At 59.7% G+C, this 24,824-nt stretch carries 26 protein-coding genes; 13 read left to right on the top strand and 13 right to left on the bottom strand.

Features of this window, described 5'->3' with window-relative positions; translation table 11 throughout:
- The first annotated feature begins 85 nt into the window (after positions 1–85).
- Positions 86–1,012 carry a drug/metabolite exporter YedA gene (gene yedA / locus ACWIKB_RS19025; RefSeq protein ID WP_475268806.1) on the top strand — a complete coding sequence of 309 codons (927 nt, stop codon included), beginning with the start codon at positions 86–88 and terminating at the stop codon, positions 1,010–1,012.
- A gap of 52 nt (positions 1,013–1,064) precedes the next feature.
- Positions 1,065–2,399, top strand: a complete 1,335-nt coding sequence (locus ACWIKB_RS19030; RefSeq protein ID WP_475268808.1) for a DEAD/DEAH box helicase — start codon at positions 1,065–1,067, stop codon at positions 2,397–2,399.
- A 170-nt stretch (positions 2,400–2,569) separates the two neighbouring features.
- Here ACWIKB_RS19030 and ACWIKB_RS19035 read toward each other — a convergent pair whose 3' ends face one another.
- Positions 2,570–3,811: a TIGR03862 family flavoprotein gene (locus tag ACWIKB_RS19035; RefSeq protein ID WP_475268942.1), complete on the bottom strand. Its 1,242-nt coding sequence runs from the start codon at positions 3,809–3,811 to the stop codon at positions 2,570–2,572.
- Positions 3,812–4,094: 283 nt separating this feature from the next.
- The gene (locus tag ACWIKB_RS19040) at positions 4,095–5,015 is read right to left on the bottom strand and encodes a histone deacetylase family protein (RefSeq protein ID WP_475268811.1); all 921 of its coding nucleotides are present in this window, start codon (positions 5,013–5,015) and stop codon (positions 4,095–4,097) included.
- A gap of 86 nt (positions 5,016–5,101) precedes the next feature.
- On the opposite strand from ACWIKB_RS19040, the gene ACWIKB_RS19045 reads away from it, so the two are divergent.
- The 3 genes from ACWIKB_RS19045 to ACWIKB_RS19055 all read left to right on the top strand — a co-directional run bounded on the left by ACWIKB_RS19045 (position 5,102) and on the right by ACWIKB_RS19055 (position 7,237).
- On the top strand, positions 5,102–5,671 hold the full coding sequence (locus ACWIKB_RS19045; RefSeq protein WP_475268813.1) for a GNAT family N-acetyltransferase: 570 nt from the start codon (positions 5,102–5,104) through the stop codon (positions 5,669–5,671).
- Between the two features lie 106 nt (positions 5,672–5,777).
- Positions 5,778–6,647: an acyl-CoA thioesterase II gene (gene tesB / locus ACWIKB_RS19050; RefSeq protein ID WP_201194509.1), complete on the top strand. Its 870-nt coding sequence runs from the start codon at positions 5,778–5,780 to the stop codon at positions 6,645–6,647.
- Complete coding sequence (locus ACWIKB_RS19055; RefSeq protein WP_475268816.1) at positions 6,644–7,237, top strand: HAD family hydrolase; 594 nt, start codon at positions 6,644–6,646, stop codon at positions 7,235–7,237. The genes tesB and ACWIKB_RS19055 overlap by 4 nt, the downstream gene beginning before the upstream one ends.
- A gap of 115 nt (positions 7,238–7,352) precedes the next feature.
- Here ACWIKB_RS19055 and ACWIKB_RS19060 read toward each other — a convergent pair whose 3' ends face one another.
- The 3 genes from ACWIKB_RS19060 to ACWIKB_RS19070 all read right to left on the bottom strand — a co-directional run bounded on the left by ACWIKB_RS19060 (position 7,353) and on the right by ACWIKB_RS19070 (position 10,267).
- Complete coding sequence (locus tag ACWIKB_RS19060; protein ID WP_475268818.1) at positions 7,353–8,312, bottom strand: alpha/beta hydrolase; 960 nt, start codon at positions 8,310–8,312, stop codon at positions 7,353–7,355.
- On the bottom strand, positions 8,313–9,206 hold the full coding sequence (gene ypfJ / locus ACWIKB_RS19065; RefSeq protein WP_475268820.1) for a KPN_02809 family neutral zinc metallopeptidase: 894 nt from the start codon (positions 9,204–9,206) through the stop codon (positions 8,313–8,315).
- 227 nt (positions 9,207–9,433) lie between these two features.
- Positions 9,434–10,267, bottom strand: a complete 834-nt coding sequence (locus ACWIKB_RS19070) for an aldo/keto reductase (RefSeq protein WP_475268822.1) — start codon at positions 10,265–10,267, stop codon at positions 9,434–9,436.
- A 177-nt stretch (positions 10,268–10,444) separates the two neighbouring features.
- On the opposite strand from ACWIKB_RS19070, the gene ACWIKB_RS19075 reads away from it, so the two are divergent.
- Entirely contained in the window at positions 10,445–11,221 is a 777-nt protein-coding gene (locus ACWIKB_RS19075; RefSeq protein ID WP_475268824.1) for an IclR family transcriptional regulator, read from the top strand.
- Between the two features lie 200 nt (positions 11,222–11,421).
- On the top strand, positions 11,422–12,300 hold the full coding sequence (locus ACWIKB_RS19080) for a DMT family transporter (protein ID WP_403026104.1): 879 nt from the start codon (positions 11,422–11,424) through the stop codon (positions 12,298–12,300).
- A gap of 125 nt (positions 12,301–12,425) precedes the next feature.
- On the opposite strand, the gene ACWIKB_RS19085 is transcribed toward ACWIKB_RS19080, so the two are convergent.
- Entirely contained in the window at positions 12,426–13,742 is a 1,317-nt protein-coding gene (locus ACWIKB_RS19085) for an MFS transporter (RefSeq protein ID WP_475268826.1), read from the bottom strand.
- 399 nt (positions 13,743–14,141) lie between these two features.
- Between ACWIKB_RS19085 and quiC the strand changes: the two genes are divergently transcribed.
- Together quiC and ACWIKB_RS19095 are read left to right on the top strand one after the other, a co-directional pair.
- The gene (gene quiC / locus ACWIKB_RS19090) at positions 14,142–16,043 is read left to right on the top strand and encodes a 3-dehydroshikimate dehydratase QuiC (RefSeq protein ID WP_475268827.1); all 1,902 of its coding nucleotides are present in this window, start codon (positions 14,142–14,144) and stop codon (positions 16,041–16,043) included.
- A 102-nt stretch (positions 16,044–16,145) separates the two neighbouring features.
- A complete protein-coding gene (locus ACWIKB_RS19095; RefSeq protein ID WP_475268828.1) occupies positions 16,146–16,823 on the top strand; it encodes a TetR/AcrR family transcriptional regulator in 678 nt (225 codons plus the stop codon).
- 105 nt (positions 16,824–16,928) lie between these two features.
- Here ACWIKB_RS19095 and ACWIKB_RS19100 read toward each other — a convergent pair whose 3' ends face one another.
- From ACWIKB_RS19100 to ACWIKB_RS19110, 3 genes are all read right to left on the bottom strand, one after another.
- The gene (locus tag ACWIKB_RS19100; RefSeq protein ID WP_475268830.1) at positions 16,929–17,783 is read right to left on the bottom strand and encodes a shikimate dehydrogenase; all 855 of its coding nucleotides are present in this window, start codon (positions 17,781–17,783) and stop codon (positions 16,929–16,931) included.
- A gap of 5 nt (positions 17,784–17,788) precedes the next feature.
- Positions 17,789–18,229 carry a type II 3-dehydroquinate dehydratase gene (gene aroQ, locus ACWIKB_RS19105; protein ID WP_008084592.1) on the bottom strand — a complete coding sequence of 147 codons (441 nt, stop codon included), beginning with the start codon at positions 18,227–18,229 and terminating at the stop codon, positions 17,789–17,791.
- A gap of 208 nt (positions 18,230–18,437) precedes the next feature.
- Positions 18,438–19,349: a LysR family transcriptional regulator gene (locus tag ACWIKB_RS19110; RefSeq protein WP_475268832.1), complete on the bottom strand. Its 912-nt coding sequence runs from the start codon at positions 19,347–19,349 to the stop codon at positions 18,438–18,440.
- Positions 19,350–19,590: 241 nt separating this feature from the next.
- On the opposite strand from ACWIKB_RS19110, the gene ACWIKB_RS19115 reads away from it, so the two are divergent.
- Both ACWIKB_RS19115 and ACWIKB_RS19120 read left to right on the top strand, forming a co-directional pair.
- Complete coding sequence (locus ACWIKB_RS19115) at positions 19,591–20,019, top strand: DUF4160 domain-containing protein (protein ID WP_475268834.1); 429 nt, start codon at positions 19,591–19,593, stop codon at positions 20,017–20,019.
- Positions 20,016–20,462 (top strand): DUF2442 domain-containing protein, encoded by a 447-nt coding sequence (locus tag ACWIKB_RS19120; RefSeq protein ID WP_475268836.1) that lies wholly within the window; start codon positions 20,016–20,018, stop codon positions 20,460–20,462. Before ACWIKB_RS19115 ends, ACWIKB_RS19120 begins: the two co-directional genes overlap by 4 nt.
- 57 nt (positions 20,463–20,519) lie before the next feature.
- Here the strand turns inward: ACWIKB_RS19120 and trmA are convergent, their stop codons facing one another.
- Positions 20,520–21,599, bottom strand: a complete 1,080-nt coding sequence (gene trmA, locus ACWIKB_RS19125; protein WP_475268838.1) for a tRNA (uridine(54)-C5)-methyltransferase TrmA — start codon at positions 21,597–21,599, stop codon at positions 20,520–20,522.
- On the bottom strand, positions 21,596–22,891 hold the full coding sequence (locus ACWIKB_RS19130) for an NCS2 family permease (RefSeq protein ID WP_475268840.1): 1,296 nt from the start codon (positions 22,889–22,891) through the stop codon (positions 21,596–21,598). Before ACWIKB_RS19130 ends, trmA begins: the two co-directional genes overlap by 4 nt.
- Positions 22,892–23,105: 214 nt before the next feature.
- On the opposite strand from ACWIKB_RS19130, the gene ACWIKB_RS19135 reads away from it, so the two are divergent.
- Positions 23,106–23,555, top strand: coding sequence for a DUF4879 domain-containing protein (locus tag ACWIKB_RS19135; protein ID WP_475268943.1), 450 nt, complete (start codon positions 23,106–23,108; stop codon positions 23,553–23,555).
- A gap of 66 nt (positions 23,556–23,621) precedes the next feature.
- On the top strand, positions 23,622–24,173 hold the full coding sequence (locus ACWIKB_RS19140) for a DJ-1 family glyoxalase III (RefSeq protein WP_475268841.1): 552 nt from the start codon (positions 23,622–23,624) through the stop codon (positions 24,171–24,173).
- 6 nt (positions 24,174–24,179) lie between these two features.
- On the opposite strand, the gene ACWIKB_RS19145 is transcribed toward ACWIKB_RS19140, so the two are convergent.
- Together ACWIKB_RS19145 and ACWIKB_RS19150 are read right to left on the bottom strand one after the other, a co-directional pair.
- Positions 24,180–24,467, bottom strand: coding sequence for a HigA family addiction module antitoxin (locus ACWIKB_RS19145; protein ID WP_054051454.1), 288 nt, complete (start codon positions 24,465–24,467; stop codon positions 24,180–24,182).
- A 14-nt stretch (positions 24,468–24,481) separates the two neighbouring features.
- Positions 24,482–24,760: a type II toxin-antitoxin system RelE/ParE family toxin gene (locus tag ACWIKB_RS19150; protein ID WP_475268843.1), complete on the bottom strand. Its 279-nt coding sequence runs from the start codon at positions 24,758–24,760 to the stop codon at positions 24,482–24,484.
- Positions 24,761–24,824: the final 64 nt, after the last annotated feature.

Below are 24,824 nucleotides of genomic sequence, written 5' to 3' on the forward strand. Positions count from 1 at the left end.
CGCTATAAACAGGTTTTGTAACTTATTTTTAGCCGTTGGCCTTTCTAGAATATCCACTCTCCTTGTCTTGCCTACGAGCTACCCAATGCCTGGCTTACGTCGCTTCCCCTTACCGTTGATCGCCGCATTCTTCGCGTTGTATGTGATTTGGGGTTCGACCTATCTGGTCATTCGCATCGGCGTGCAGTACTGGCCGCCGTTGATGCTCGGCGGCATACGTTTTGTGATTGCCGGGACGCTGATGTACGCGTTCCTGCGCTGGCGTGGGGCGCCGGCACCGACCTGGGCGCAGTGGAAAGCGGCGGGGATCATCGGCATCTTGCTGCTCAGTTTCGGCAACGGCGCGGTGAGCGTGGCCGAACACACCGGGGTGGCGTCCGGAGTTGCCGCGTTGGCGGTGGCGACGGTGCCGTTGTTTACCTTGCTCTGCGGATATTTCTGGGGCGCGCGTAATACCCGTCTCGAATGGGCCGGGATTGTGCTCGGGCTGATCGGCATCGCCATGCTTAACCTCGGCTCCAACCTGCAATCGAGCCCGTTGGGCGCGGCATTGTTGGTGTTTGCCGCCGCGACCTGGGCCTTCGGCTCGGTGTGGAGCAAGCACTTGCCGTTGCCTCAAGGCGCGATGGCCAGTGCTGTGGAAATGTTGGTGGGCGGCGTGGTGTTGCTGATTGGCAGTACGGTCAGCGGCGAACACCTGGACAGTCTGCCGCCGATGGAAGGCTGGGCTGCGTTGGCCTACCTGATCGGCTTCGGTTCGATCATCGCCTTCAACGCCTACATGTACCTGTTGAAAAATGTGCGTCCGGCGGCGGCCACCAGTTATGCCTACGTCAACCCGGCGGTGGCGGTGTTGCTGGGGATCGTGTTTGTTGGCGAGACCATCGGTATTGAAGAGGCGGTTGCCATGGCGGTGATCATCAGCGCCGTGGTGTTGATCGGCTTGCCGCAGTGGCGTCGGAGGCCTGAACGACCTGTGGTGGCAGCGCCGACAGAATCCCGTGTGAATTAGGGTAAACTGCGCGCCATCGCATATCCGCTCTGATTTTTCCTACGGTAATCCCATGACTTTCGCCTCCCTTGGCCTGATCGAACCTTTGCTGCGCTCTCTTGAGACGCTCGGCTACCAGACGCCTACGCCGGTCCAGGCGCAAGCCATTCCGGCGGTGCTGGCCGGTCGCGACTTGATGGCTGCGGCCCAGACTGGCACCGGCAAGACTGCCGGTTTCGCGCTGCCGCTGCTGCAGTTGCTGGCCATGGAAGGGCCGAAAGTTGCCTCCAACTCGGTGCGCGCGCTGATCCTGGTGCCGACCCGCGAACTGGCCGAACAGGTTCACGAAGCCGTGCGTCAGTACGCCGAGAACCTGCCGCTGAGCACTTACGCGGTGTACGGCGGCGTCAGCATCAACCCGCAGATGATGAAGCTGCGCAAAGGTGTCGACGTGTTGGTGGCGACCCCGGGTCGTTTGCTTGACCTGTATCGCCAGAAAGCGCTCAAGTTCAATCAGCTGCAAACCCTGATCCTTGATGAAGCCGATCGTATGCTCGATCTGGGCTTCTCCGAAGAGCTGGGGAACATTTACCGCGTACTGCCGAAGCAACGTCAAACGCTGCTGTTCTCGGCGACCTTCTCCGATGCGATCCGCTTGCTGGCCGGGCAAATGCTCAACGATCCGCTGAGCATCGAAGTCAGCCCGCGCAATGTGGCGGCCAACACCGTCAAGCAATGGGTTGTGGTGGTGGACAAGAAGCGCAAGCCGGAGCTGTTCATTCATTTGCTGCGCAAGGGCAAGTGGAAACAGGTGCTGGTGTTCGCCAAGACCCGTAACGGCGTGGACGCGCTGGTGGAAAAACTCCAGGGCCTGGGCATCAACGCCGACGGTATCCATGGCGACAAACCCCAGGCAATCCGTCAGCGCGCGCTGGATCGGTTCAAGGCCAGTGAAATACAGATTCTGGTCGCCACTGACGTCGCGGCCCGTGGTCTGGACATTGAAGATCTGCCGTTGGTGGTCAACTTTGACCTGCCGATCGTGGCTGAGGACTACATTCACCGCATCGGTCGTACCGGTCGTGCGGGTGCCACCGGTGAGGCAATTTCCCTGGTGTGTGCGGATGAAGTGAATCAGCTGTCCGCCATCGAGATGTTGACCCGTCAGACATTGACCCGCCAGACGGAACAGGATTTCGAGCCTGAGCATCGGGTACCGGATACCGATTCCAGTGGCCAGGTGGTGAAGAAGCCGAAGAAACCGAAGAAGCCAAAGACCTCCGGTGGCGGTAAACGCAACTTGGGTAAGTGGGTTGAGAGCGGGGATGCTTCGGCGGTGGAGCCTTCGATCAAGCCTGTGCGCAAAGTGCCGGTGTTTAACACTGGGCCGCGTAAGAAAAAGCCTTGATCCAGTGATGATTGTTCCCACGCAGAGCGTGGGAACGATCAAAAAAGCCTTGATTAGTCGCGGCGCCTGTTAAGACGCCTTCGCGAGCAAGCCCGCTCCCACATTTAATCTGTGCCGTATGCAGATCCAGTGTGGGAGCGGGCTTGCTCGCGAAGGGCGCGCCTCGGTCTTCAGCTCTTGCGCTGTAGCCACTCCACAATCCCAAGCCCAGCCGCACGCCCACTGGCAAAACACCCCGTCAGCAGATAGCCCCCCGTCGGCGCTTCCCAGTCCAGCATTTCCCCCGCGCAGAACACGCCAGGCAGTTGCTTGAGCATCAAGCGCTCATCCATCGACTCGAACTTCACGCCGCCCGCACTGCTGATGGCTTCGTCCATTGGACGGGTTTTCACCAGGGTCAGTGGCAACGCCTTGATCGCCTTGGCCAGCAACGCCGGATCGGCAAAGCACTCGGCCCCCGTCAACTCTCTTAGCAACGCCGCTTTCACACCATCGATTCCAAGCTGACTGTGCAGGTGCTTGGACATCGAGCGCGAGCCGCGCGGTTTGCTCAGCGCAACTTCAACTTTATCCACAGGTCGGCCCGGCAACAGGTCGATATGAATGGTGGCTGAGCCGTGCTGATTGATGGCTTCGCGAATCGGCGCCGACAATGCATAGATCAAGCTGCCTTCAATCCCCGTGGCAGTGATCACACATTCCCCAAGGCGAGGGATGTCGTCATTCAGGCCAATCGCGATATTTTTCAGCGGCGCGCCGGCGAATTTGCTGACCATCAATTCGCTCCAGGCCTGCACCTCGAAGCCGCAATTGCTCGGTTGCAGCGGCGCCAGTCCTACGCCGCGTTGTTCCAGTGGCAGCATCCACGCGCCGTCCGAGCCCAGGCGCGACCAACTGCCGCCGCCGAGGGCGAGCAGGGTGGCGTCGGGTTTAACGGTGATTTCTCCGTCGGGACTGGCGATACGCAACTCACCGTGCTCATTCCAGCCGAGCCAGCGATGGCGGGTGTGGATAACTACACCCGCATCGCGCAGGCGTTTAAGCCAGGCGCGAAGTAGGGGGGCGGCTTTCATGTCTGTAGGAAAAACCCGGCCGGAGCTGCCGACAAAGGTTTCGATGCCCAAGTCATGAATCCACTGGCACAAAGCCTCGGCGCCGAAAGCCCGCAGCAACGGTGCGATTTGCGGTGCCCGTTCGGCGTAGCGCGCGAGGAACGCCGGGTAGGCTTCGGAGTGGGTGATGTTCATGCCGCCGACGCCGGCCAGCAGGAATTTTCGGCCCACGGATGGCATGCCGTCGTACAGATCGACTTTGATTCCGGCCTGGCTCAGGACCTCGGCGGCCATCAGGCCGGCAGGGCCGCCGCCGATGATGGCGACGTGAGGGGGGAGGGAAGTCGAGAGCTGGGTCATGGCATGCGCTGCGGTATGGCTGGATAAGCGGCGCATTCTATCAGCACACATTCCCTGTGGGAGCGGGCTTGCTCGCGAAGGCGGAGTGTCAGTCGACATCTGTATCGCTTGATACACCGCTTTCGCGAGCAAGCCCGCTCCCACATGGGGTTTGTGGTGTTCTTGAAGTGGTGATCAAAAAATAACCAGTGTTCTGAGAGCTATACAAAGCATGGGCTGTAGGCCCTTTCACTCAGGTTATCCACAGGCAGTTCCACAGGCATTGTGGGTAAAGATCCACACCTCAATGACAACCTGATGACTGCCACACCCGTTGTGCGCTGTGATGGAGGATGCCGTGGCGGCGGGCCAGGGCCTGGCGGTCCTTGCTGTAGCCGCCGCCGATCACCCCGACCACCGGGATGTCTCGGCCCAGGCAGTGGCGCATGACGCTTTCATCGCGAGCGGCGACGCCTTCGTCGGTCAGCTTCAGGTAACCCAGCGCGTCATCCTTATGCACATCGACGCCCGCGTCATACAGCACCAGGTCCGGTTGGTAGAGCGGCAGCAAATAGTTGAGCGCGTCGTCCACGACCTTCAAATAATCCGCATCGCCCATGCCCTTGGGCAACGGAATGTCCCAGTCGCTTTCAGCCTTGCGTGCGGGAAAATTCTTTTCGCAGTGCAGGGAAACGGTCACGGCGTCCGGGGTGTTGTGCAGGATTCGTGCAGTCCCGTCGCCCTGGTGCACGTCGCAATCGAAGATCAGCACCCGATTCACACGGCCGCTTTCCAGCAGGTAATGGCTGATCACCGCCAGGTCATTGAAGATGCAGAACCCGGCCGGGTAGTCGTAATGGGCGTGGTGCGTGCCGCCGGCCAAGTGACAGGCCATCCCGTGTTCCAGCGCCTGCTCGGCCGCCAGTAATGAACCGCCGACTGCTCGTACCGTGCGCCGGGCCAGGGCCTCGTTCCACGGCAGGCCGAGGCGCCGCTGGTCTTCGCGGGACAACTCGCCGCTCATGTAGCGTTCGATATACGCAGGGTCATGTGCGAGGGCGAGAATCTCTGCCGGACACAGTTCCGGGCGCAGCAGGTCGGCGTCCCGGACCAGGCCGCTGTCCACCAGGTGATCGCGCAGAAGGCGAAACTTGTCCATGGGGAAGCGGTGATCCGCCGGGAACTCGGGACTGTAGTCTTCGTGGTAGATCAACGGCAGGGGCATGTCGGAATTATCGGGGAAGGTAGGTAGGAATGAGTGAAGGATCCTACCAGCGATGTAGACTTGCGGCATGGAATTGGAGGGGCACGATGGAGCCGATACTGGAACTCGAAAGCGCACGACTGCTGTTGCGGCAGTGGCGCGATGAGGATTTGCCGGAGTTTGCGGCGATGTGTGCCGATCCACAGGTGATGCGTTATTTCCCGGCACCGCTGAGCCGACTGGAAAGTGCTTCGCTGATCGGGCGGGTTCGCGGGCATTTTGCCGAGCACGGTTTCGGCTTCTGGGCCCTGGAACGCAAGGACACCGGCCAATTCATCGGGTTTACCGGGTTGGCGGTGGTCAGCTTCGATGCGCCTTTCGTTCCGGCCACCGAGATCGGCTGGCGCCTGGCCCGCGAACACTGGGGCTTGGGTTACGCCAGTGAGGCCGCGTGGACCGCTCTGCGCTGCGGCTTTGACCGGTTGGCGCTGAAAGAGGTGGTGGCCTTCACCACGCAAAGCAATTTGCCGTCGGAGAAAGTCATGCAGGCCATCGGCATGCAGCATGATTCAGCCGATGACTTCGACCACCCGAGGCTCGCGTCCGACCATCCACTGCGTCACCATGTTCTATACCGCATCACCCGTGAACAATGGCTGCAAACCTTGCATGGATAAGCAGGCACGGACGTTTACAATGGTCGCCATGTTGGCGTGGGCCATTAACTGAATCGACCGTCGCAGCCAAGACTGCACGGCATTGCTTTGTGTGAGGAGAGCCCGAATGAGCCAAGTGTTGGAAGATCTGGTCGACCTGCTGACCCTGGAACCGATTGAAGAAAACCTGTTCCGTGGTCGCAGCCAGGACCTGGGTTTCCGTCAGCTGTTCGGCGGTCAGGTACTCGGCCAGTCCCTGTCGGCGGCCAGCCAGACCGTCGAAGAGACGCGCCATGTGCACTCGATGCACGGTTATTTCCTGCGCCCCGGCGATGCCAAGTTGCCGGTGGTGTATCAGGTTGATCGGGTTCGCGATGGCGGCAGTTTCAGCACCCGTAGGGTGACGGCGATCCAGAAAGGCAATCCGATTTTCACCTGCAGCGCGTCGTTCCAATACGACGAAGAAGGCTTCCAGCACCAGACCGAAATGCCGCAAGTGGTTGGCCCGGAAAACCTGCCTTCGGAACTGGAACTCACCCAGCAGCGCGCGCATTTGATTCCCGAACACATGCGCGAAAAACTGCTCTGCCCGAAACCGATCGAAGTCCGCCCGGTGACCGAGAAAGATCCTTACAACCCGCAAGCGGCCGACCCGATCAAGTACGTGTGGTTTCGCGCCGACGGTGCACTGGCCGACTCGCCGGCGCTGCACAAATACCTGCTGGCTTACGCCTCGGACTTCGGGTTGCTGACCACCTCGCTGCTGCCTCATGGCAAATCGGTGTGGCAGAAAGACATGCAGGTCGCCAGCCTCGATCACGCGTTGTGGTTCCATTCGGACCTGCGCGCCGATGACTGGTTACTCTATGCGATGGACAGCCCGTGGGCCGGCAACTCCCGTGGTTTCTCGCGCGGCAGCGTGTTCAACCGTGCCGGGCAACTGGTGGCTTCGGTCACCCAGGAAGGCCTGATTCGTCATCGCAAGGATTGGGCATGAGCCTGGCCGAGGTGCGGCACTGGGTGTTCGACATGGACGGCACCCTGACGGTGGCCGTGCATGACTTCGCGGCGATCCGCGTGGCGCTGGCGATCCCGGCCGAAGACGACATCCTGACTCACCTCGCCGCACTGCCGGCCGAAGAAGCGGCCGCCAAACACGCGTGGTTGCTGGAGCATGAACGGGACCTGGCATTGGGCTCGAAACCGGCACCCGGTGCGGTGGAGCTGGTGCGCGAACTGGCCGGGCGCGGTTATCGCCTTGGCATCCTCACGCGCAATGCTCGCGAACTGGCGCATGTGACCCTGGAGGCCATCGGCCTGGCTGACTGCTTCGCGGTTGAGGACGTGCTGGGTCGTGACGAAGCACCGCCCAAACCGCACCCTGGTGGTTTGCTGAAGTTGGCCGAAGCCTGGAACGTACCGGCAAGTGAGATGGTGATGGTTGGGGATTACCGATTTGACCTGGATTGCGGTCGAGCGGCGGGGGCGCGGACGGTGCTGGTGAATTTGCCGGATAACCCGTGGCCGGAGTTGGCGGATTGGCATGCGGCGGATTGTGTCGAATTGCGGCGGATGCTTTCGGCTTGAGTGATTTGTTGCCTGTCTAGCCGCCTTCGCGAGCAAGCCCGCTCCCACAGGGGAATGCATTCCAAATGTGGGAGCGGGCTTGCTCGCGAAGAGGCCTTGTCATGCAATACAAAACTCACTGCCCAAACAACACCTTCTGCCCCTCCGGCGAAGTAAACATCCCATCCCCGTTATGCCCGACCCCCGGCACTTCGACCAGGCGCTGATTCACGCCTTGAGGATTACGCCGCAGCAAATAATCAAAAAAGTTATGCCCGCGAGCCAAGCGATACGCCCCTTGGGCCTCGGCTTCACAACCCTTATCGAGCGCCGGATGCTGCGGGTCGGTGTCCTGCTGTCCCAACAGATAAATCACATCACGCTTGATGTAACTGCCCTCAAGCTGCGAGGCCGTTTGCCCACCGGCATAGATCGGCATGTCGGTCAGACCATACTTCCAACGGTTGAAACCGGTGCAGCGCGCATGATCGAACGGCACCGGTCGTTGTTCATTGAAGTAGGCGTAGGAGGACGGGTTGGCCACCACATAGCGGATTTTCACCCCGGCAGCCGTGAGTGCCGGTTGATCGTGGGCCAGCAATGCATAGCGCTGCACGACCTGGCCGCCACCGGAGTGACCGGCAATGACGATTTGCTTAACGTCCGGAAACTGTCGACGGTCGCTGATCCGCTCGATGATTTGGTCGAGGGCTGCGTAGGAACTCACCGGGAACGGGGCTGTGGATAACCCGCCGGCCATCCAGTCATTGCCATGCCAGCGCAATACGCTGTCCGGCATTGGATGGCGGACGATGTCGGTTTCGTTGAGAAACTGCGGGGCGATCACCAGCGTGTTCGCGCTTTGCCCGGCTGCTTGCGCCGCGTTCTCGGCACTGAGACGGTAGGTCTCGGCGTTGCGCAAGCGACCATGGATGATGATCAGCACCCGTTCGATTTTTGTCGGCGCCGGGCCCATGCCCACCGCCATCTCACCTTCTTTCAACAGCAGGCGCCCGGGGCTGATCTCTTTGACCCCGTGCTCGTCAGCCTGGGCACTCGCGCAGGCGATCAACAAAACCAACAACCACTTATGCATTTACAGGTTTTTCGCCGCAAAGGTATCGCACTGGCCGACCTGGCCCTGGGCGAAACCGGTTTTGAACCAGCGCACCCTTTGCGCTGACGTTCCATGGGTAAAGGAATCCGGTACGACGCGGCCCTGACCTTGCTGCTGCAAACGGTCATCGCCAATCGCATTGGCGGCGTTCAGGGCTTCCTCGATGTCACCCGGTTCCAGCCAGTTCAGGCGCTTCTGCGCATTGTTGGCCCAGACTCCGGCCAGACAGTCGGCCTGGAGTTCCTGACGCACCAGTAAACCACCATCGCCTTCCATCTGCCGACCTTGCTGGCGAGCGGTCTGAATCTTCGCTGAAACACCGAGCAAAGTCTGAACATGGTGTCCGACTTCGTGAGCGATCACGTAGGCCTGGGCGAAGTCGCCGGCGGCGGAAAAGCGTTGCGACATTTCCTGGAAGAACGCCATGTCCAGGTACACCTTCTGGTCAGCCGGGCAGTAAAACGGCCCGGTCGCTGAAGTGGCCAGGCCGCACGCCGAGTTCACCCGGTTGCTGAACAGCACCAGGGTCGGGTTCTTATATTGCTTGCCGGCCTGTTGGAAAATCTGGCCCCAGGTGTCCTCGGTGTCGCCGAGGATCGAGCGCACGAATTCGGCCTGTTGATCATTGGCCGGTGGTGCTTTGCGGGTTTGGGTGGTGGCCGGGGCCGATTGCTCGGTCATTTGCCCGGTCAGTTGTCCAAGGATCTGCATCGGGTCCTGGCCGGTGATCCAGCCGATCCCGACAATCAGCAAGATCGCGGTCAGGCTCAGGCCCTTGCCGCCACCAAAGCGCATTCCGCCGCCACCGCCGCCGACATCATCACCCCGGGCATCGACCACGTTGTCGCTGCGTCGGCCTTTTTTCCATAGCATGTGGGAATCCTCTTTCTTTACTGGGTGAAGATGCGTGGTGATGAGTGTTGCTGGTGGGTAGGCGCGACGCCAGTCCGGTCGTCCATATTTTGCCGCGCACAGTGGCATTCCCGGCACGCATTCGACGTTACCGGGAAAACCACAGCGTTGTATTGAGCGTGAATCCCCCGGCGAATTCCGTCAGCCGCCGAGTATTTGTCGGGCGCGCGAACCCCCGTCGCGGTGGATTATCGGTCGAATGCATCCCACACCGGCGCAAAGTCCGGGTTGACCTGGCGCTCGCGTTTGGACAAGCCGGCGATCAGCGCACGGTCTTCGTCGTCCAGATTGACGTCGAGGGCTTGTAGATTGGCCAGTTGATTGGCCTGGCTGCTGGCCTTGGGAATCGCCGCGACGTTGGGTTGATCGAGCAGCCACTTGAGTGCCACTTGGGTCGGTAGCACGCCGTGCTTGGCGGCGATCTGCTGGATCTGTGGGATGTCCGAGACCTTGTTGCGCGCCAGCGGCGTGTAGGCCGTCAGCGCCAGGTCGTGTTGACGGGCGTAGTTCAGCAGGGCGTTTTGTCCGAGCAGCACGTGGTACTCGACCTGAATGGCTGACAGCGGCGCGCCCAGCTCTTCGACGACTTTGCGCAGCAGCGGCAGCGGAAAATTCGCCACGCCGATGTTACGGGCCAAACCTTGTTCCTTGAACGACACCAGGGTTTCGATTGTGCGTGGCAAGTCCCAATCGGTGGTCGGCCAATGGATCATGAACAGGTCGAGGTAGTCGCTGCGCAGAGCCTTGAGGCTGCGGTCCATGGAGTGGCGCATGGCGTCCGGTTGCAACTGATCCCACCAGACTTTGCTGGTCACATGAATCTGCTCCCGGGGCGTAGGACTGTTGACCAGCGCTTGCCCGACCGCGTCCTCATTGTTGTAGGCCGCCGCAGTGTCGATGTGCCGATAACCCAGCGTCAGGGCCTGCTCTACGGCGCGGGTGCATTCCTCGCCGAGCATCGGCCAGGTGCCGAGACCAACCTTTGGCATGTTCAAACCGTGTGCGTTAACGATGCGCTGCATGGTCGTTATCCCTCCATGAATGATGCTTTTAGAATTTAATTCCAAAAAATATAGGAGTCTGATGATCTTCAACAGGTGATCAGGCTTTAAAGCGGGCGGTTATCGCTCGGTCAGTTCCAGATTTCGCGTTCAGGGCATTGTCTTCTAGAATCGGCAAAATTGTGTTCGGAGCCTCCCATGGCCGGCAGTCAGATTGAACGTGTTTTCAGCGTGCTGGAAAGTCTTACCAGCGACCCGCGCGGCTTGCCGATGCAAACACTGGCGGAGCAACTCGATATTCCGAAAAGCGCGACCCATCGCTTGCTCGCCGAGCTGATTCGCCTGGGTTATGTGCGGCAGAATCAGGACACCTTGCGCTATCACCTGTCGACCAAACTGGTGGCGATGGGGTTCCGTTATTTGTCGAGCAGCGGCGCGGATATCGTCCAGCCAGTGCTTGATCGCCTCGCGCAGGAAACCGGCGAACTGGTGCGTCTGGGGGTAATCGAAGGCGAGCGCCAGACCTGGATCGCCAAATCCCAGGGCGCCCGTTCCGGTCTGCGTTATGACCCGGACATGGGGCGAGATGCGCCACTGTTTTACACCGCGTCAGGCCATGCATGGCTGGCCTGCATGAGCGATGCCGAGGCGTTGTCGCTGGTAGAGCGCCAAGGGGCGGAGCGGCCGAAGGATCTGGGGCCGAATGCGCCACGCTCCAACATTGAATTGCTGGAACGCCTGCGTCTGGCGCGCGAGCAAGGTTATGCCTGGGTCGAGGAAAGTTCGGCGGTGGGCACCTCGGCAATTGCGGCGGTGGTGCGACATCCGAGCGATGGGCGGGTGATCGGCGTGCTCAGCATTGCCGGGCCGAGCGCGCGAATGCCGGGTGCGCGGTTGCATGAGCTGGCGCCGCTGTTGTTGAAATTTGCCGAGGAGCTGTCGGCGGCGAGCCTCGCATCAGAATTGTTCAGCTGATTTGTCACTCTCCTGTAGGAGCAAAGCTTGCTCGCGAAGAACGATAACGCGGTCCTAGTGCGAAAAACCGTGGCGTGATCATCGCGAGCAAGCTTTGCTCCTACAGAAGTTGTGCGCTGTTCGAACACTATTCACATTCTCTCCTGTGAGAATATGGAACCAGGTTCTAAATTATTGGAATTAGATTCCAAAGGATTGCCATGACCATCAGCACCCCACTCTCCGGTGTAAACAAACCCTTCAAAGGGATTTTGCTGATCGTCGCCGCGACGTTCCTGTTTTCCAGTCACGACGCGTTGTCGAAATACCTCTCCGGTTTTTACCCGATCATCATGGTGGTCTGGGCCCGCTATCTGGTGCACACCTTGTTGATGGCCGGGATTTTTCTGCCGCAATCCGGGTTACGTGTCCTACGCACCAAACGACCATTGCTGCAGTTGGCGCGGGCGTTATGCCTGCTGGGCACCAGTCTGTTTTTCACCACCGGTTTGTTGTACATCCCCTTGGCCGAAGCCACGGCGGTCAACTTTCTTGCGCCGGTGTTGGTCACCGCGTTGTCAGTGCCTTTGTTGAAAGAGCACGTCACCCGTGGTCAATGGATCGCGGTGATTTGCGGCTTTATCGGCGTGTTGATCATCGTCCACCCCGGCGGTGAACTGTTCACCCCGGCGATTTTGCTGCCGTTCTGCTCGGCGATGTTTTTCTGCTTCTATCAGTTGCTCACCCGCAAGCTCAGCCAGATCGACAGCCCGACCACCAGTAACTTCTTCGCCGGGTTGTGCAACACCCTGGTGATGAGCGCGCTGGTGCCGTTCTTCTGGCAGGTGCCGAGCCTCGGGCATGGGTTGTTGATGCTGGCGCTGGGGAGCTGCGGGATGACCGCGCATTTGTTCCTGACTCAGGCGTTCCGCTACGCCGCCCCGGCGCTGCTGGCGCCGTTTGGTTATTGTCAGATTGTGTTTGCCGGTCTGCTCGGCTGGCTGCTGTTTTCCCACACGCCGACCCTGACCACGGTGGTCGGGATCGCGGTGATTTGTTGCAGCGGGTTGGCGGCGGCGTGGCAACAGAGCCGCCGGTAGAGGATTAACACTGAACAAACTGTGGGAGCGGGCTTGCTCGCGAAAGCGGTGTGTCAGGCAACGGTGATGTTGACTGACACGACGCCTTCGCGAGCAAGCCCGCTCCCACAAGGGGTGTAGTGTTTTTACTGGGTGACGGTAGGAATCTTGCGCGGTGCCATGAAGTACATCCAGATCAGTGCGATGAAGTACATCGCCGGAATCATGGTGAACAGCACGGTGTAGTTGTTGTTGGTGACCGTCAGGATGTGCCCGACCAACTGCGTCATGAACATGCCGCCAATCGCCGCGCACATCCCACCGAAGCCAAACACTGTGCTCATCATGTGTTTAGGCGTGTAGTCCATCACCAGGCTCCAGATGTTCGCGGTCCAGGCCTGGTGTGCACCGATGGCCAGGGAGATGGCGAACACCGCGACCCACAGATTGCTCGATCCAGCCGCCATGATTACGCCGATGATGCAGCAGGCAAACAGGAACATGGACATCAGCCGCGCCTTGATCGGGTTGATCCCGCGACCGATCAGGAACGAGGACAGGATCCCGCCGCCGACACTGCCGAAGTCGGCAGTCAGGTAAATGATGATCAGCGGGATGCCCATCTGGGTCACGTTGATGCCCAGGTTGTATTGCTGATTGAGGAACGGCGGCAGCCAGTAAAGGTAGAACCAGAACACCGGCGCGGTCATCGAATAAGCCAGGGCGAAAGCCCAGGTGCCACGCATGCGCAGGATTGTTGAGAAAGACACGCGGGATTGTTCCGGCTCGACTTCCTTTTGAATGTAGTCCAGTTCCGATTGTTTGACGCGTGGGTGATCTTCCGGATTGAAGTACTTCAAGCCCCAGCACACCAGCCAGATCCCGCCCAGTGCCGACATGCACAGGAAAGCCGCCTGCCAGCCCCAAGCGTGGAGGATCAGCGGCAACAGCATCGGCGTGAACATCGCACCGACGTTGGTGCCGGCGTTGAAAATGCCGGTGGCCACGGCGCGCTCGCCAGCGGGGAACCACAGCCGGGTGGTTTTCACACACGCCGGGTAATTCGCGGCTTCGGTCAAACCGAGAATAAACCTACAGACCATGAAGCCTGCGGCTGACGTGGCCAAGCCATGGGCGCCGGTGGCCAGGCTCCAGAGCAGGACCGCGCAGAAGAACACGCGTTTGACGCCAACCCGGTCGATCAACCGGCCTTGCAGCACGAAGCCGATGGCATAACCGACCTGAAACCAGAAGTTGATGTTGGCGTAATCCATCGCCGTCCAGCTCATTTCCTTCGCCAGGATCGGCTGCATGACGCCCAGTGCGGCGCGGTCGATGTAGTTCAGGGTGGTGGCGAAAAACACCAGCGCCAGCATCCCCCAACGGGTTTTGCCGACCGCCATGGCGCCGCGGATTTTGTCACCAATGCCACCGGTGGCAGAAGTCATGGAGGAACGCTCCATGGAAGAGCTTCGAGAAGGAATCATGTAGGCCACCGATTATTTTTATGTGGTGTTCTGGGTCTTGGGTAACCGAGCGCGGTGGTTGATGACCGGACTCAATGTGCAGCAGATGTTGAGCAGTGGACGAAAAATCGTCAATTCGCCAAGGGCCATTGTGTTCGATAATCGCACATAAAACTAACTGGCTAGTACACTTTGAATTGCTGTGTGGAAGCTTGAAGCCAATAATTTACACCAAGAAAAACGCTATCCCGTAGGAGCTGTCGAGTGAAACGAGGCTGCGATCTTTTGATCTTAAAAACCAACATCAAAAGATCGCAGCCTTCGGCAGCTCCTACGTAGAAACAGAGCGTGCAGTGCCCCCCTGACAAGATGATCTCCACCACCGGGAGTCGAGATATGCAACGTTCCATTGCCACCGTTTCCTTGAGCGGTACCCTGCCGGAAAAACTCGAAGCCATTGCCGCCGCCGGGTTTGACGGGGTGGAGATTTTCGAAAATGACCTGCTCTACTACGACGGCAGCCCCCGTGAAATTAAACAGATGTGCGCCGATCTAGGGATTGCCATCACGCTGTTTCAACCCTTTCGCGATTTCGAAGGCTGCCGCCGCGATCGCCTGCCACGCAACCTGGAGCGAGCCGAGCGCAAGTTCGACTTGATGCAGGAACTCGGCACCGACCTGGTGCTGGTGTGCAGCAATGCGTCAGCCGACTCGATCGGCGATGAACGAATCCTGATCGATGATTTGCACTTGCTGGCCGAACGAGCCGGCATTCGCGGTTTGCGCATCGGTTACGAAGCGCTGGCCTGGGGTCGTCACGTCAATACTTATCAACAGGTGTGGAACATCGTGCGCCAGGCGGATCATCCGAGTCTGGGCGTGCTGCTCGACAGCTTTCACACGCTGTCGCTTAAGGGGGATCCGAGCGCCATCGCCGAGATTCCCGGCGACAAGATCTTCTTTGTGCAAATGGCCGATGCGCCGATCCTGGCCATGGATGTGCTGGAGTGGAGTCGGCATTTTCGCTGCTTCCCGGGTCAGGGTGAATTCGATCTGGCGGGGTTCCTCGCGCCGATCATTCAGAGCGGTTACACCGGACCGTTGTCGCTGGAAATATTCAACGACGGCTTCCGCGCCGCGCCACCACGGGCCAATGCTGCCGACGGTTTGCGTTCGTTGCTGTATCTGGAGGAAAAAACCCGCCAGCGTCTGGAGCAGGAAGCCAAGCCTGCGGCCAATGTCGACATCCTGTTCGAAACGCCCAAGGCCAGCGAGTACAACGGCATTGAGTTTCTCGAGTTTGCGGTGGATGAAAGCCTCGGCGCCAAGCTCTCTCACTGGCTGGAGCGGCTGGGTTTCGTCAAGGCCGGGCAACATCGTTCCAAGAGCGTCAGCCTGCTGCGCCAGGGCGATATCAACCTGATCCTCAACTCCGAACCGTACTCTTTCGCCCACAGCTTTTTCGAAGCCCACGGTCCGTCGCTGTGCGCCACCGCCGTTCGGGTCAACGACAGCGCCAGCGCTCTTGCGCGCGCCGTGGCCTACAAGGGCCAGCCCTATCGCGGACTGGTTGGCCCCAACGAGCTGGAGCTGGCGGCGGTGCGTGCACCGGACGGCAGCCTGATTTACCTGGTGGACCAGAACGCCGACGTCTACGGCACCGATTTCAATCTGCAACCGGCGGCCACCGCCAGCGGCGGCCTCAAACGCATCGACCACATGGCCATGGCGCTGCCGGCGGACAGCCTCGACAGTTGGGTACTGTTCTATAAAAGCCTGCTGGATTTCGAGGCGGACGACGAAGTGGTGCTGCCCGATCCCTATGGTTTGGTAAAGAGCCGGGCGTTGCGCAGCCGTGACAGTTCGATCCGTTTGCCGCTGAACATTTCCGAGAACCGCAACACCGCGATCTCACACGCGCTGTCGAGTTATCGTGGCTCCGGGGTGCATCACATCGCCTTCGATTGCGACGACATCTTCGCCGAAGTCAGCCGCGCGAAAGAGGCGGGCGTGCCGCTGCTGGATATCCCGCTCAATTATTACGATGACCTGGCCGCGCGGTTTGATTTCGATGACGAGTTCCTCAGCGAACTGGCCTACTTCAACGTGCTTTACGACCGCGATGCGCAGGGTGGTGAGCTGTTCCACGTTTACACCGAACCGTTCGAAGGGCGGTTCTTCTTTGAGATTATTCAGCGCAAGAACGGTTACGCCGGTTACGGCGCGGCCAACGTCGCGGTGCGCCTGGCGGCCATGGCAAAATCACGAAGTGGTGCCGTACGTCAGGCAAAGTTGTAGGAAAATCGTAAACACGGCATTAAACCGCGGCCGCGCGGCTTCCTTCACTGTGCGACGCGGCCCATAATCGCCAGCCTGTGCAGTGATGGCCGTGAGCCCGCAATGACAATAACTTCAGAACTCCCCGTAGCCTCCGACGAACCACTTGTGGAGCCTCGCAAGAGTCGCAAGAACAACCCGGAAAAGACCCGCGAGAATATCCTTCAAGAGGCGATTGTCGAGTTCGTCCAGCAAGGGCTATCCGGCGCTCGCGTTGATGCGATCGCCGAGCGCATCCACACCTCCAAACGCATGATCTATTACTACTTCGGCAGTAAGGAACAGCTCTACGTCGAGGTGCTGGAGAAACTCTACGGCGATATCCGCAGCACCGAAAATCGTCTGCACCTGGCCGAACTGGCGCCGGTGGAGGCGATTCGTCGGCTGGTGGAATTCACCTTTGATCACCATGACCGCAATGTTGATTTCGTGCGCATCGTCAGCATCGAGAATATTCACAACGCCGAGTATGTGAAGCGTTCCGATGCGATCAAGGCGATGAACAACACCATCCTCGATTCACTGAATGAGATCCTGCGTCGCGGGGCTGAAGAGGGTGTGTTCCGGGCAGGTCTGGAGCCGCTGGATGTGCACTTGCTGATCAGTTCGTTCTGCTTCTATCGCGTGTCGAACCGTCATACGTTTGGCGAGATCTTTCAGATCGACTTGCCGGATGAAGCCGTCAAGCAGCGTCATCGCGCGATGATTTGCGAGTCGGTTTTGCGATATTTGCAGGCCTGACGCCTTCGCGGGCAAGCCTCGCTCCTACAGGTTCGATGTGTGCCGCACGATATTGGCACGACACAAATCCTGTAGGAGCTGCCGAAGGCTGCGATCTTTTGATCTTCACCCATTCATGCTTTGAAAATGCGCCAGCATCCGCTGCGCATCCGGCACCACCCCACTGAACAATTCAAACGCCTTCACCGCTTGGAACACCGCCATGGTGCCGCCATCCAGCGTCCGGCAACCCAAGGCCCGGGCGTTGTGTAGCAGTTCGGTTTCCAGCGGGAAGTAAACAATCTCCGCCACCCACAACTCAGTCCTAAGCAACTCCACCGGCACCGGCATACCCGGCAGCTTTTTCATGCCCATGGGCGTGGTGTTCACCAAGCCATCAGCCGCCGCCAAGGTGCTCGCCAGATCATGCCCGGCCACGGCTCGGCCAGCACCGAAATGCTGATTGAGGTTGTTTGCCAGCGCCTGCGCCCGGCTGTCATCCACATCGAAAATGCTGAGTTGCCGGACGCCTTCGCTGAGCAACGCGTGGGCCACTGCCGCACCTGCGCCACCGGCACCCATTTGGACGACACGCTCACGGGCAACGTCCTTCAAGCCCCGGCGAAAACCTTCGGCAAAGCCCAGGCAGTCAGTGTTGTGACCGATGCGCTTTCCATCCTTCAGCACCACCGTGTTGACCGCACCAATGCCCCGAGCCTCCGGGGACAATTCGTCGAGCAGCGGGATGATGGCCTGCTTGCACGGGAAGGTGATGTTCAGCCCGGTGAAGTTCATGCGTTCGGCGGCCATCAGCAGGTCGGGTAGGGCATTGCTGTCGAGCTGCAACTGGTCAAGGTCAATCAGGCGATAGAGGTAGCGCAGACCTTGGGCATCGCCTTCATGCTCATGTAAAGCAGGGGTGCGCGAGGCCTGGATGCCAGCGCCGATCAGCCCGGCCAATACCACGTTGTGTTGTGTCACGGTGCTCACCCCTTCAAACGTTGGCTGAAATGCTCCAGCGCCAGACGATAGCCGTGGCTGCCGAAACCGGCCATCACTGCCGTGGCGATGGCCGAGACAAAGGAGTGGTGGCGAAAGGGTTCGCGGGCGTGAACGTTGGACAGGTGAACTTCGATAACCGGCAATTCGCTGGCGACCAACGCATCGCGGATCGCGACAGAGGTGTGAGTCCAGGCCGCCGGGTTGATGACGATCCCGGCACAGCGGCCGCGAGCGGCGTGAATCCAGTCGAGCAATTCGCCTTCATGGTTGGTCTGGCGAAACTCCACCGCCAGGCCGAACTCCTCGGCGGCGCGACCACACAGCGCGGAAATGTCCGCCAGGGTTTCGTGGCCGTAGGTCGCCGGTTCACGGGTGCCGAGCAGGTTCAGGTTCGGGCCGTTGAGCACCAGAACGATAGGGGGCATCGGGTTTCTCCACTTATTATTTTTGGCATTGGCTGTAGGTTTCAGCCTGTGGAGATAAATTGTACTAACCAGTTACTTTGGTCAATTGCAGAGGCGATGTGGCGGATTTTTGTGTGCGGTGATCGGACATAAGAAAAAGATCGCAGCCTTCGGCAGCTCTTACAGGTGTACGCAAACCAGTGCAGGAGTTGCCGAAGGCTGCGATCTTTTAACGAGGCAAACGCTCGACCAGAAAATCGATAAACGCCCTCAGCCGCAACGGCACATGCCGACTCTGCGGATAAAGCAGAGTGAAGGGCCGCGAGCGTCCACCATACGGTTTGAGCACCTCCACCAGCGAGCTATCGGCCAACTCGTTTTCGACGATAAAGCGATAAGTCTGAAACAACCCCGCACCGTGTTTCGCCAGGGTCACGCCGCCCAGCACATCGTCGGAACAACTGAGATTGCCCTCAGCGAGAATCTCCCGCGGCTCGCCGTTGTCGTTGAACAGCCAGGCAATCCGCCGTCCGCTGCTGGGCAATTCGTACTGAATACATTCGTGCTGCGGGAGATCATCCAGGGTTTGCGGCACCCCGGCGCGCCTCAGGTAACCGGGGCTGGCAATCATCACCAGCGCCGCGTCTTCCAGGTGCCGGGCGATCAAACCCGAGTCCGGAATCGCCCGCACACGGATCGCCATGTCATAGCCTTCGCCAACGAAATCGATATTGCGATTGCTGATGTGCGTCTCGACCTTCACCGCTGGAAACCGCGCCCGAAACGCCGGCAGCAACGGCAAGATCCGGTGATGGGCATACGTCGTAGGAATACTGATACGCAAGGTGCCGGACGGTTCCTGTTGCTGGCCCATGACCTCCCTTTGCGCTTCAACCAATTGCGCCAACGCCTGACGACACTCCTCGTAATAACGGCGACCACTGTCGGTCAGCTTGACACTACGGGTGGTGCGGGCGAACAACCGCACCGCCAGGCGTTCCTCCATGCGCGATACCGAACGGCTCACGGCAGCCGGCGTCACCCCGGCGACCAGTGCGGCAGCGGTGAAGCTGCCGGCTTCGGCGGCCAGGCAAAACAGCTCGATGCTGCCGAGCTGAAGATCGTCGAAGTGTCGCTGCATGATTGATTACGCCGGGGATCAAATGAAGGCTCGAGCTCTGTATTTATCAAATGCTCGCGCATTAATACAGCCTGTTACTACGAAAGGATTGCTTACCATTTTCCGGCGTAGCGGGCAGGGCAGCCGTTGTCTCGAAAGCTAGGCTCAGTTCAGGTGGCTGATTTGGGGAAGTCAGCGCCAGTTATCGGAATGCCAAGGAATGTCGAGTCTTACGATTCATTAACCTAACGGATGGGTTAGCATGAGATTACTCAGCTACAAAGGATTTTCAATGGTGATCATGTTGCGCGATGAGCATTGCCCGCCGCACGCCCATGTGGACGGCGGTACATGGAGTGCGCGCTTCAAGTTCAGCTTCTGGCACAACGCTGTCGAGCTTTGGGATGTGGTGCCGTACTCGCGCCGCCCGCCGGTGGCGGTGCTGGAGGGATTGCGCCATGCCCTCAGGCAACCGGCCCACTTGCGCAGGGCGCGGGGCATCTGGTGGGACACGTTGCACACTGCCTGCCTCGACAATCAGTTGTGGGACTGGGAGAGCAACGAAGTCGTGGTGATGAAGCGGCTCGCCAGCACGACCTACATGATTGGCTCGTCGTGTTACGAGCCTGAGGAAAACAAGACCCTGCTGGCGCTGATAGGCGCACAGGAGGGCGTGGAGATCGAATTATGAAAACCATATCGGCAAAACTGCAGGTGGATCGGCCAGTGACTGAAGCGGTACTGGACGAAGCCATTGAGCGGGGGCGACTGCGCCACAAAAGTGGTGTGCTGGCGACGGCGGTGACGTTTCAGGAGGCGTGCCTGACGATCCGCTTCGAGGACGGAACTGGCGTGTTATTACCGGTGAAGCTCTTCTCGGAATTCGATGGTTTCGAAGCCGAGGATTATGCCGATCTGAAAGTAGGTCTCTCCGGCACTGCACTTTGTCATGAGGAGAAGGACCTGCACGTCTCCATCGCCGGGATGATTTCCGCCAGCAAGCCCCTGATGAATATGGCAGCCTCGGTCATTTCCTCGCGCAATGGTCGCCAAAGTAGCGCCGCCAAGGCTGAAGCTGCCCGGGCTAACGGTAAAAAGGGCGGTCGCCCGCGCAAGGTCGAAGTCGTCCAATAAGCAGCACCCACAAAAAAGCCGTCATCAAGACGGCTGATTTGTATCTGGCATCTGCAATCAACGCCGGGTCAACAACACCCCGGATTCCATGTGATGGGTCCACGGGAATTGGTCGAACATCGCGCATTGGGTAATGCGATGGGTGTCGTGCAGTTGGGCGATGTTGGCGGCCAAGGTTTCCGGGTTGCAGGAAATGTACAGAATGTTGTCGAAGCGTCGGGTCAGTTCGCAGGTGTCCGGGTCCATGCCGGCGCGCGGCGGGTCGACGAACACACTGCCGAATTCGTAGCTCTTGAGGTCGATGCCATGCAGGCGTCGGAACGGCCGCACCTCGTTCAAGGCTTCGGTCAATTCTTCGGCGGACAAACGCACCAACGTGACGTTATCCACAGCGTTTTCGCTGAGGTTGCTCAACGCCGCGTTGACCGAGCTCTTGCTGATCTCGGTGGCCAGCGCTTTGCGTGCGCGGGTGGCGAGGGGCAGGGTGAAGTTGCCGTTGCCGCAATACAGCTCCAGCAAGTCGTCGGTGCGATCGCCCAAGGCATCGTAAGCCCAGTTCAGCATCTTCTGGTTCACGGTGCCGTTGGGCTGGGTGAATGCGCCTTCCGGTTGGCGGTAGCTGAAGGTACGGCCGCCGACTTCGAATTGCTCGACCACGTAATCGTGGCCGATGACTTCGCGTTTGCCCTTGGAGCGACCGATGATGCTGACGTTCAAATCCGCCGCCAGTTTCGACGCGGCGGTGTGCCAGTGCTCGTCCAGCGGGCGGTGATAGCAGAGGGTGATCATTGCATCGCCGGCCAACGTGGTCAGGAACTCCACCTGGAAAAGCTTGTGGCTCAATGCGGCGCTGGCTTGCCACGCGGCTTTGAGCTGCGGCATCAGTTCGTTGATGCGCAGGCTGGCGATCGGGAATTCTTCGATCAGGATCGGCGTGCGTTTGTCGTCTTGGGCAAACATCGCGTAGTGACGGTCGCCGCCTTCGCGCCACAGGCGAAATTCTGCCCGCAGGCGGAAGTTTTGCAACGGCGAGTCGAACACCGCCGGTTCTGGTGCGCCGAACGGGGCCAGCAGGTCACGCAAGCGCGTGACCTTTTCTTCGAGCTGTACGGCGTAAGCCTGGGAATCAAAAGTCATGCGCTGAACCAACCCAACTTGATCACAAACAGAATCGACAGAATCACCAGCGCCGGGTTGAGCTCACGGGCGCGACCGGACAACAACTTGATCACGGTCCAGGAAATGAAACCGAAGGCGATGCCGTTGGCGATGGAATAGGTGAAGGGCATGGCCAGGGCGGTGACCACGACCGGTGCGGCAACGGTGATGTCGTCCCAGTCTATTTCGGCCAGGCCGGATGTCATCAGTACAGCGACGAACAGCAGCGCCGGTGCCGTGGCGAAGGCTGGAACGCTGGCGGCCAGCGGCGAGAAGAACAGCGCCAGCAGGAACAGAATCGCTACCACCACGGCGGTCAGGCCGGTGCGGCCACCGGCACTGACGCCGGCTGCGGATTCGATGTAGCTGGTGGTGGTCGAGGTACCCAGCAGCGAACCGGCCATGGCCGCGGTGCTGTCAGCGATCAGCGCACGACCCATTTTCGGCATGTGGCCGTCCTTGCCCATCAGGCCGGCGCGCTTGGCGACGCCAATCAGGGTGCCGGAGTTGTCGAACAGGTCGACGAACAGGAAGGCGAAGATCACGCTGACCAGACCGATGTCCAGTGCGCCCTTGATGTCCAGTTGCAGGAAGGTCGGGGCCAGCGAAGGTGGCATCGACATCACGCCGCCAAACGGGGTGAAACCCATCACGATCGAGACAATGGTCACCGCCAGGATGCCAATCAGGACCGCGCCGCGAACCTTCAGGGCTTCGAGAGCGACGATCAGGGCAAAGCCCAGGGTGGCGAGGATCGGCGCCGGTTGTTTCAGGTCGCCGATGCCAACCATGGTTGCCGGGTTGCTGACCACGATGCCTGCGTTGTGCAGGGCAATCAGCGCCAGGAATAGGCCGATACCGGCGGCAATCGCCGACCGCAGGGGCAGCGGGATGCTGTTGATGATCCATTCGCGGATACGGAAGATCGACAACAGAAAGAAGCACACTGCCGAAATGAACACTGCACCCAGCGCCACTTGCCAGGTATGGCCCATGTGCAGGACCACGGTGTAGGTGAAGAAGGCGTTCAGGCCCATGCCCGGCGCGAGGGCGATCGGGTAGTTGGCGATCAGGCCCATGACCGTCGAGCCGAAGGCCGCGGCCAGGCACGTGGCGACAAACACCGCGCCCTTGTCCATGCCAGTCTCGCCGAGGATGCTCGGGTTGACGAACAGAATGTAGGCCATGGCCAGGAAGGTTGTGACGCCCGCAAGAATCTCGGTCCGCACGTTGGTGTTGTGTGCCTTGAGTTGAAACAGCCTTTCCAGCATGTCCGCTCCCCGTGGCGCGCAATGCGCCGTGAATGTATCGACCTCAACAGCAAAGCACAGACTGCCCAGGGCACCCGGAATTTTCTGTAGGTCGGAAAAAGCCGCGCATCATACCAGCCGCGTGGGGTAATGGCTGCGATCGTCGGCGATGTTTTGCCGTTCGCTGAACTGGGCCATACTGCGCGCCTGATTTGGGGGAGTCATCATCGTGGGCATCAAGCGCAACATCGTTCGGTCATGGGGTCTGTTTTTCGCCTGTCTGGCCAGTGTGCCCGCCGTTATGGCGGCGTCTGCACCGCCGTTGACCAGCGTGCAGGTCCTCAAGGTCCAGTCAGCCACTTGCGGCATTGAAAATATTTCTGCCGGGCAAGAACGCACGACCTGCGATCACGGCGGGGCAAATATCAAGGTCTATGTGCTGGAGCTGGGTTACGGGCGTGGACCACACGCGTCCCTCGACGGTTTCAGCGTCGCCGGCGGGCAGACCAGCGTCTGCGCCTACGGCAACGGCAACCCGACGCAATGCACCAGCACCGAGACCAGGGTTGTCGGAAAGCTTTACGTCTATGACCTGGGCGACAGGCAGGAAGGGACATTCACCTTCAGCAACACCTCGATCAACGCGCCGGGCAACACGGTTTCGACGCAGCTTTACATCAAGTAACGGCAGGTGCGAACAAGGGACACTAAAGCTGACTAAGCTTTAAGGATCATCCCGTGGATCGTGCCCATGACCTTTAGAGCTCTGATTACCCTCGCCGAGGGCATCGATGACCTGCAATGCGTGACTCTGGTCGATGTGCTGCGCCGCGCTCAAGTAGAAGTGGTGGTGGCCAGCATCGAAGGCCGGCGCATGCTCACCTGCGCCCGCGGCACTCGCCTGACCGCCGACGCCATGCTGGTGGATCTGCTGGCCCAGCCGTTCGACCTGATTGCCCTGCCCGGCGGTGCCGTTGGCGCGCAACATCTGGCGGCCCATCAACCCCTGCAACAACTGATCAAGGACCAGGCCGCCGCCGGGCGCCTGTTCGCCGGTATCGCAGAAGCACCGGCGCTGGCGCTGCAAGCCTTTGGTGTGTTGCGTCAGCGACGCATGACCTGCCTGCCCACGGTCAGCAATCAATTGTCAGGCTGCACCTTCGTCGATCAACCGGTGGTGGTCGATGGCAATTGCATCACTGCCCAAGGCTCAAGCGCTGCATTGCCATTCGCACTGGCGCTGGTGGAACAACTCTGCGGAAAAGCCACGCGCGCAGCGGTGGCGGGGGAGTTATTGGCTTAGAACCGATCAGGCATGGACGGCAATCGGCTCGATGACCGGTTGCTCACGATGTTCGGCCTGCCAGAGGTCGTAGTCGATTTGAACCCCTAGCCACATCCGGGCTTTACCGATGCCTGCCCGCTCCAGACGTACCGCCAGGTCCGGGCTGATCGGCGCGTGGCCATGCAACACCCTGGAAAGATGTGGCCGAGCAAATCCGAGATGGCGGGCCAGTTCTGTGACACTGATGCCCAGCTCGGGCAGCACGTCCATCAAAAGCGTTTCACCGGGGTGTGGCGGGTTGTGCATGGGCATGATCCTGCCTCCTGTCAGTGATAGTCCAGATAGTCGACCAGTTCGATATCTGAGCCAATAAAACGAAAAATAACTCGCCAGTTCCCCGAAACGCTGAGAGACCAATACTCGGTCAGTTCTCCCTTTAACGGGTGTAGCCGCCATCCCGGAAGATCAAGGTCTCCAGGCACTACTGCGCGGTCCATGAACTGCAGCATCCGAGCCAGACGTTTCGCATGGTCTGCGCGAATCCCACGAGTCGAACCTGTTTCATAGAAGCCACGAAGGCCTTTGTGCTGAAAGGATTTGATCATGGGGGAAGTGTAAGGCGATACATTACACTCGATGCGGTATCTATGTATCGCACTTGGTCGGCCA

Source organism: Pseudomonas sp. 5Vm1k (genome assembly GCF_056161485.1).

Bases quoted from the DNA above. Each gene is read 5' to 3' on its own strand.
- ACWIKB_RS19085 (WP_475268826.1), bottom strand. From the start codon at position 13,742: ATGGAGCGTTCCTCCATGACTTCTGCCACCGGTGGCATTGGTGACAAA.
- ACWIKB_RS19040 (WP_475268811.1), bottom strand. From the start codon at position 5,015: ATGCCCCTGCCGTTGATCTACCACGAAGACTACAGTCCCGAGTTCCCG.
- ACWIKB_RS19030 (WP_475268808.1), top strand. From the start codon at position 1,065: ATGACTTTCGCCTCCCTTGGCCTGATCGAACCTTTGCTGCGCTCTCTT.
- ACWIKB_RS19080 (WP_403026104.1), top strand. From the start codon at position 11,422: ATGACCATCAGCACCCCACTCTCCGGTGTAAACAAACCCTTCAAAGGG.
- ACWIKB_RS19130 (WP_475268840.1), bottom strand. From the start codon at position 22,891: ATGCTGGAAAGGCTGTTTCAACTCAAGGCACACAACACCAACGTGCGG.
- ACWIKB_RS19110 (WP_475268832.1), bottom strand. From the start codon at position 19,349: ATGCAGCGACACTTCGACGATCTTCAGCTCGGCAGCATCGAGCTGTTT.
- ACWIKB_RS19055 (WP_475268816.1), top strand. From the start codon at position 6,644: ATGAGCCTGGCCGAGGTGCGGCACTGGGTGTTCGACATGGACGGCACC.
- yedA (WP_475268806.1), top strand. From the start codon at position 86: ATGCCTGGCTTACGTCGCTTCCCCTTACCGTTGATCGCCGCATTCTTC.
- quiC (WP_475268827.1), top strand. From the start codon at position 14,142: ATGCAACGTTCCATTGCCACCGTTTCCTTGAGCGGTACCCTGCCGGAA.
- ACWIKB_RS19095 (WP_475268828.1), top strand. From the start codon at position 16,146: ATGACAATAACTTCAGAACTCCCCGTAGCCTCCGACGAACCACTTGTG.
- ACWIKB_RS19140 (WP_475268841.1), top strand. From the start codon at position 23,622: ATGACCTTTAGAGCTCTGATTACCCTCGCCGAGGGCATCGATGACCTG.
- ACWIKB_RS19045 (WP_475268813.1), top strand. From the start codon at position 5,102: ATGGAGCCGATACTGGAACTCGAAAGCGCACGACTGCTGTTGCGGCAG.
- aroQ (WP_008084592.1), bottom strand. From the start codon at position 18,229: ATGCCCCCTATCGTTCTGGTGCTCAACGGCCCGAACCTGAACCTGCTC.
- ACWIKB_RS19060 (WP_475268818.1), bottom strand. From the start codon at position 8,312: ATGCATAAGTGGTTGTTGGTTTTGTTGATCGCCTGCGCGAGTGCCCAG.
- trmA (WP_475268838.1), bottom strand. From the start codon at position 21,599: ATGACTTTTGATTCCCAGGCTTACGCCGTACAGCTCGAAGAAAAGGTC.
- ACWIKB_RS19115 (WP_475268834.1), top strand. From the start codon at position 19,591: ATGAGATTACTCAGCTACAAAGGATTTTCAATGGTGATCATGTTGCGC.
- ACWIKB_RS19035 (WP_475268942.1), bottom strand. From the start codon at position 3,811: ATGACCCAGCTCTCGACTTCCCTCCCCCCTCACGTCGCCATCATCGGC.
- ACWIKB_RS19150 (WP_475268843.1), bottom strand. From the start codon at position 24,760: ATGATCAAATCCTTTCAGCACAAAGGCCTTCGTGGCTTCTATGAAACA.
- ACWIKB_RS19070 (WP_475268822.1), bottom strand. From the start codon at position 10,267: ATGCAGCGCATCGTTAACGCACACGGTTTGAACATGCCAAAGGTTGGT.
- ACWIKB_RS19075 (WP_475268824.1), top strand. From the start codon at position 10,445: ATGGCCGGCAGTCAGATTGAACGTGTTTTCAGCGTGCTGGAAAGTCTT.
- ACWIKB_RS19145 (WP_054051454.1), bottom strand. From the start codon at position 24,467: ATGCCCATGCACAACCCGCCACACCCCGGTGAAACGCTTTTGATGGAC.
- ypfJ (WP_475268820.1), bottom strand. From the start codon at position 9,206: ATGCTATGGAAAAAAGGCCGACGCAGCGACAACGTGGTCGATGCCCGG.
- tesB (WP_201194509.1), top strand. From the start codon at position 5,778: ATGAGCCAAGTGTTGGAAGATCTGGTCGACCTGCTGACCCTGGAACCG.
- ACWIKB_RS19120 (WP_475268836.1), top strand. From the start codon at position 20,016: ATGAAAACCATATCGGCAAAACTGCAGGTGGATCGGCCAGTGACTGAA.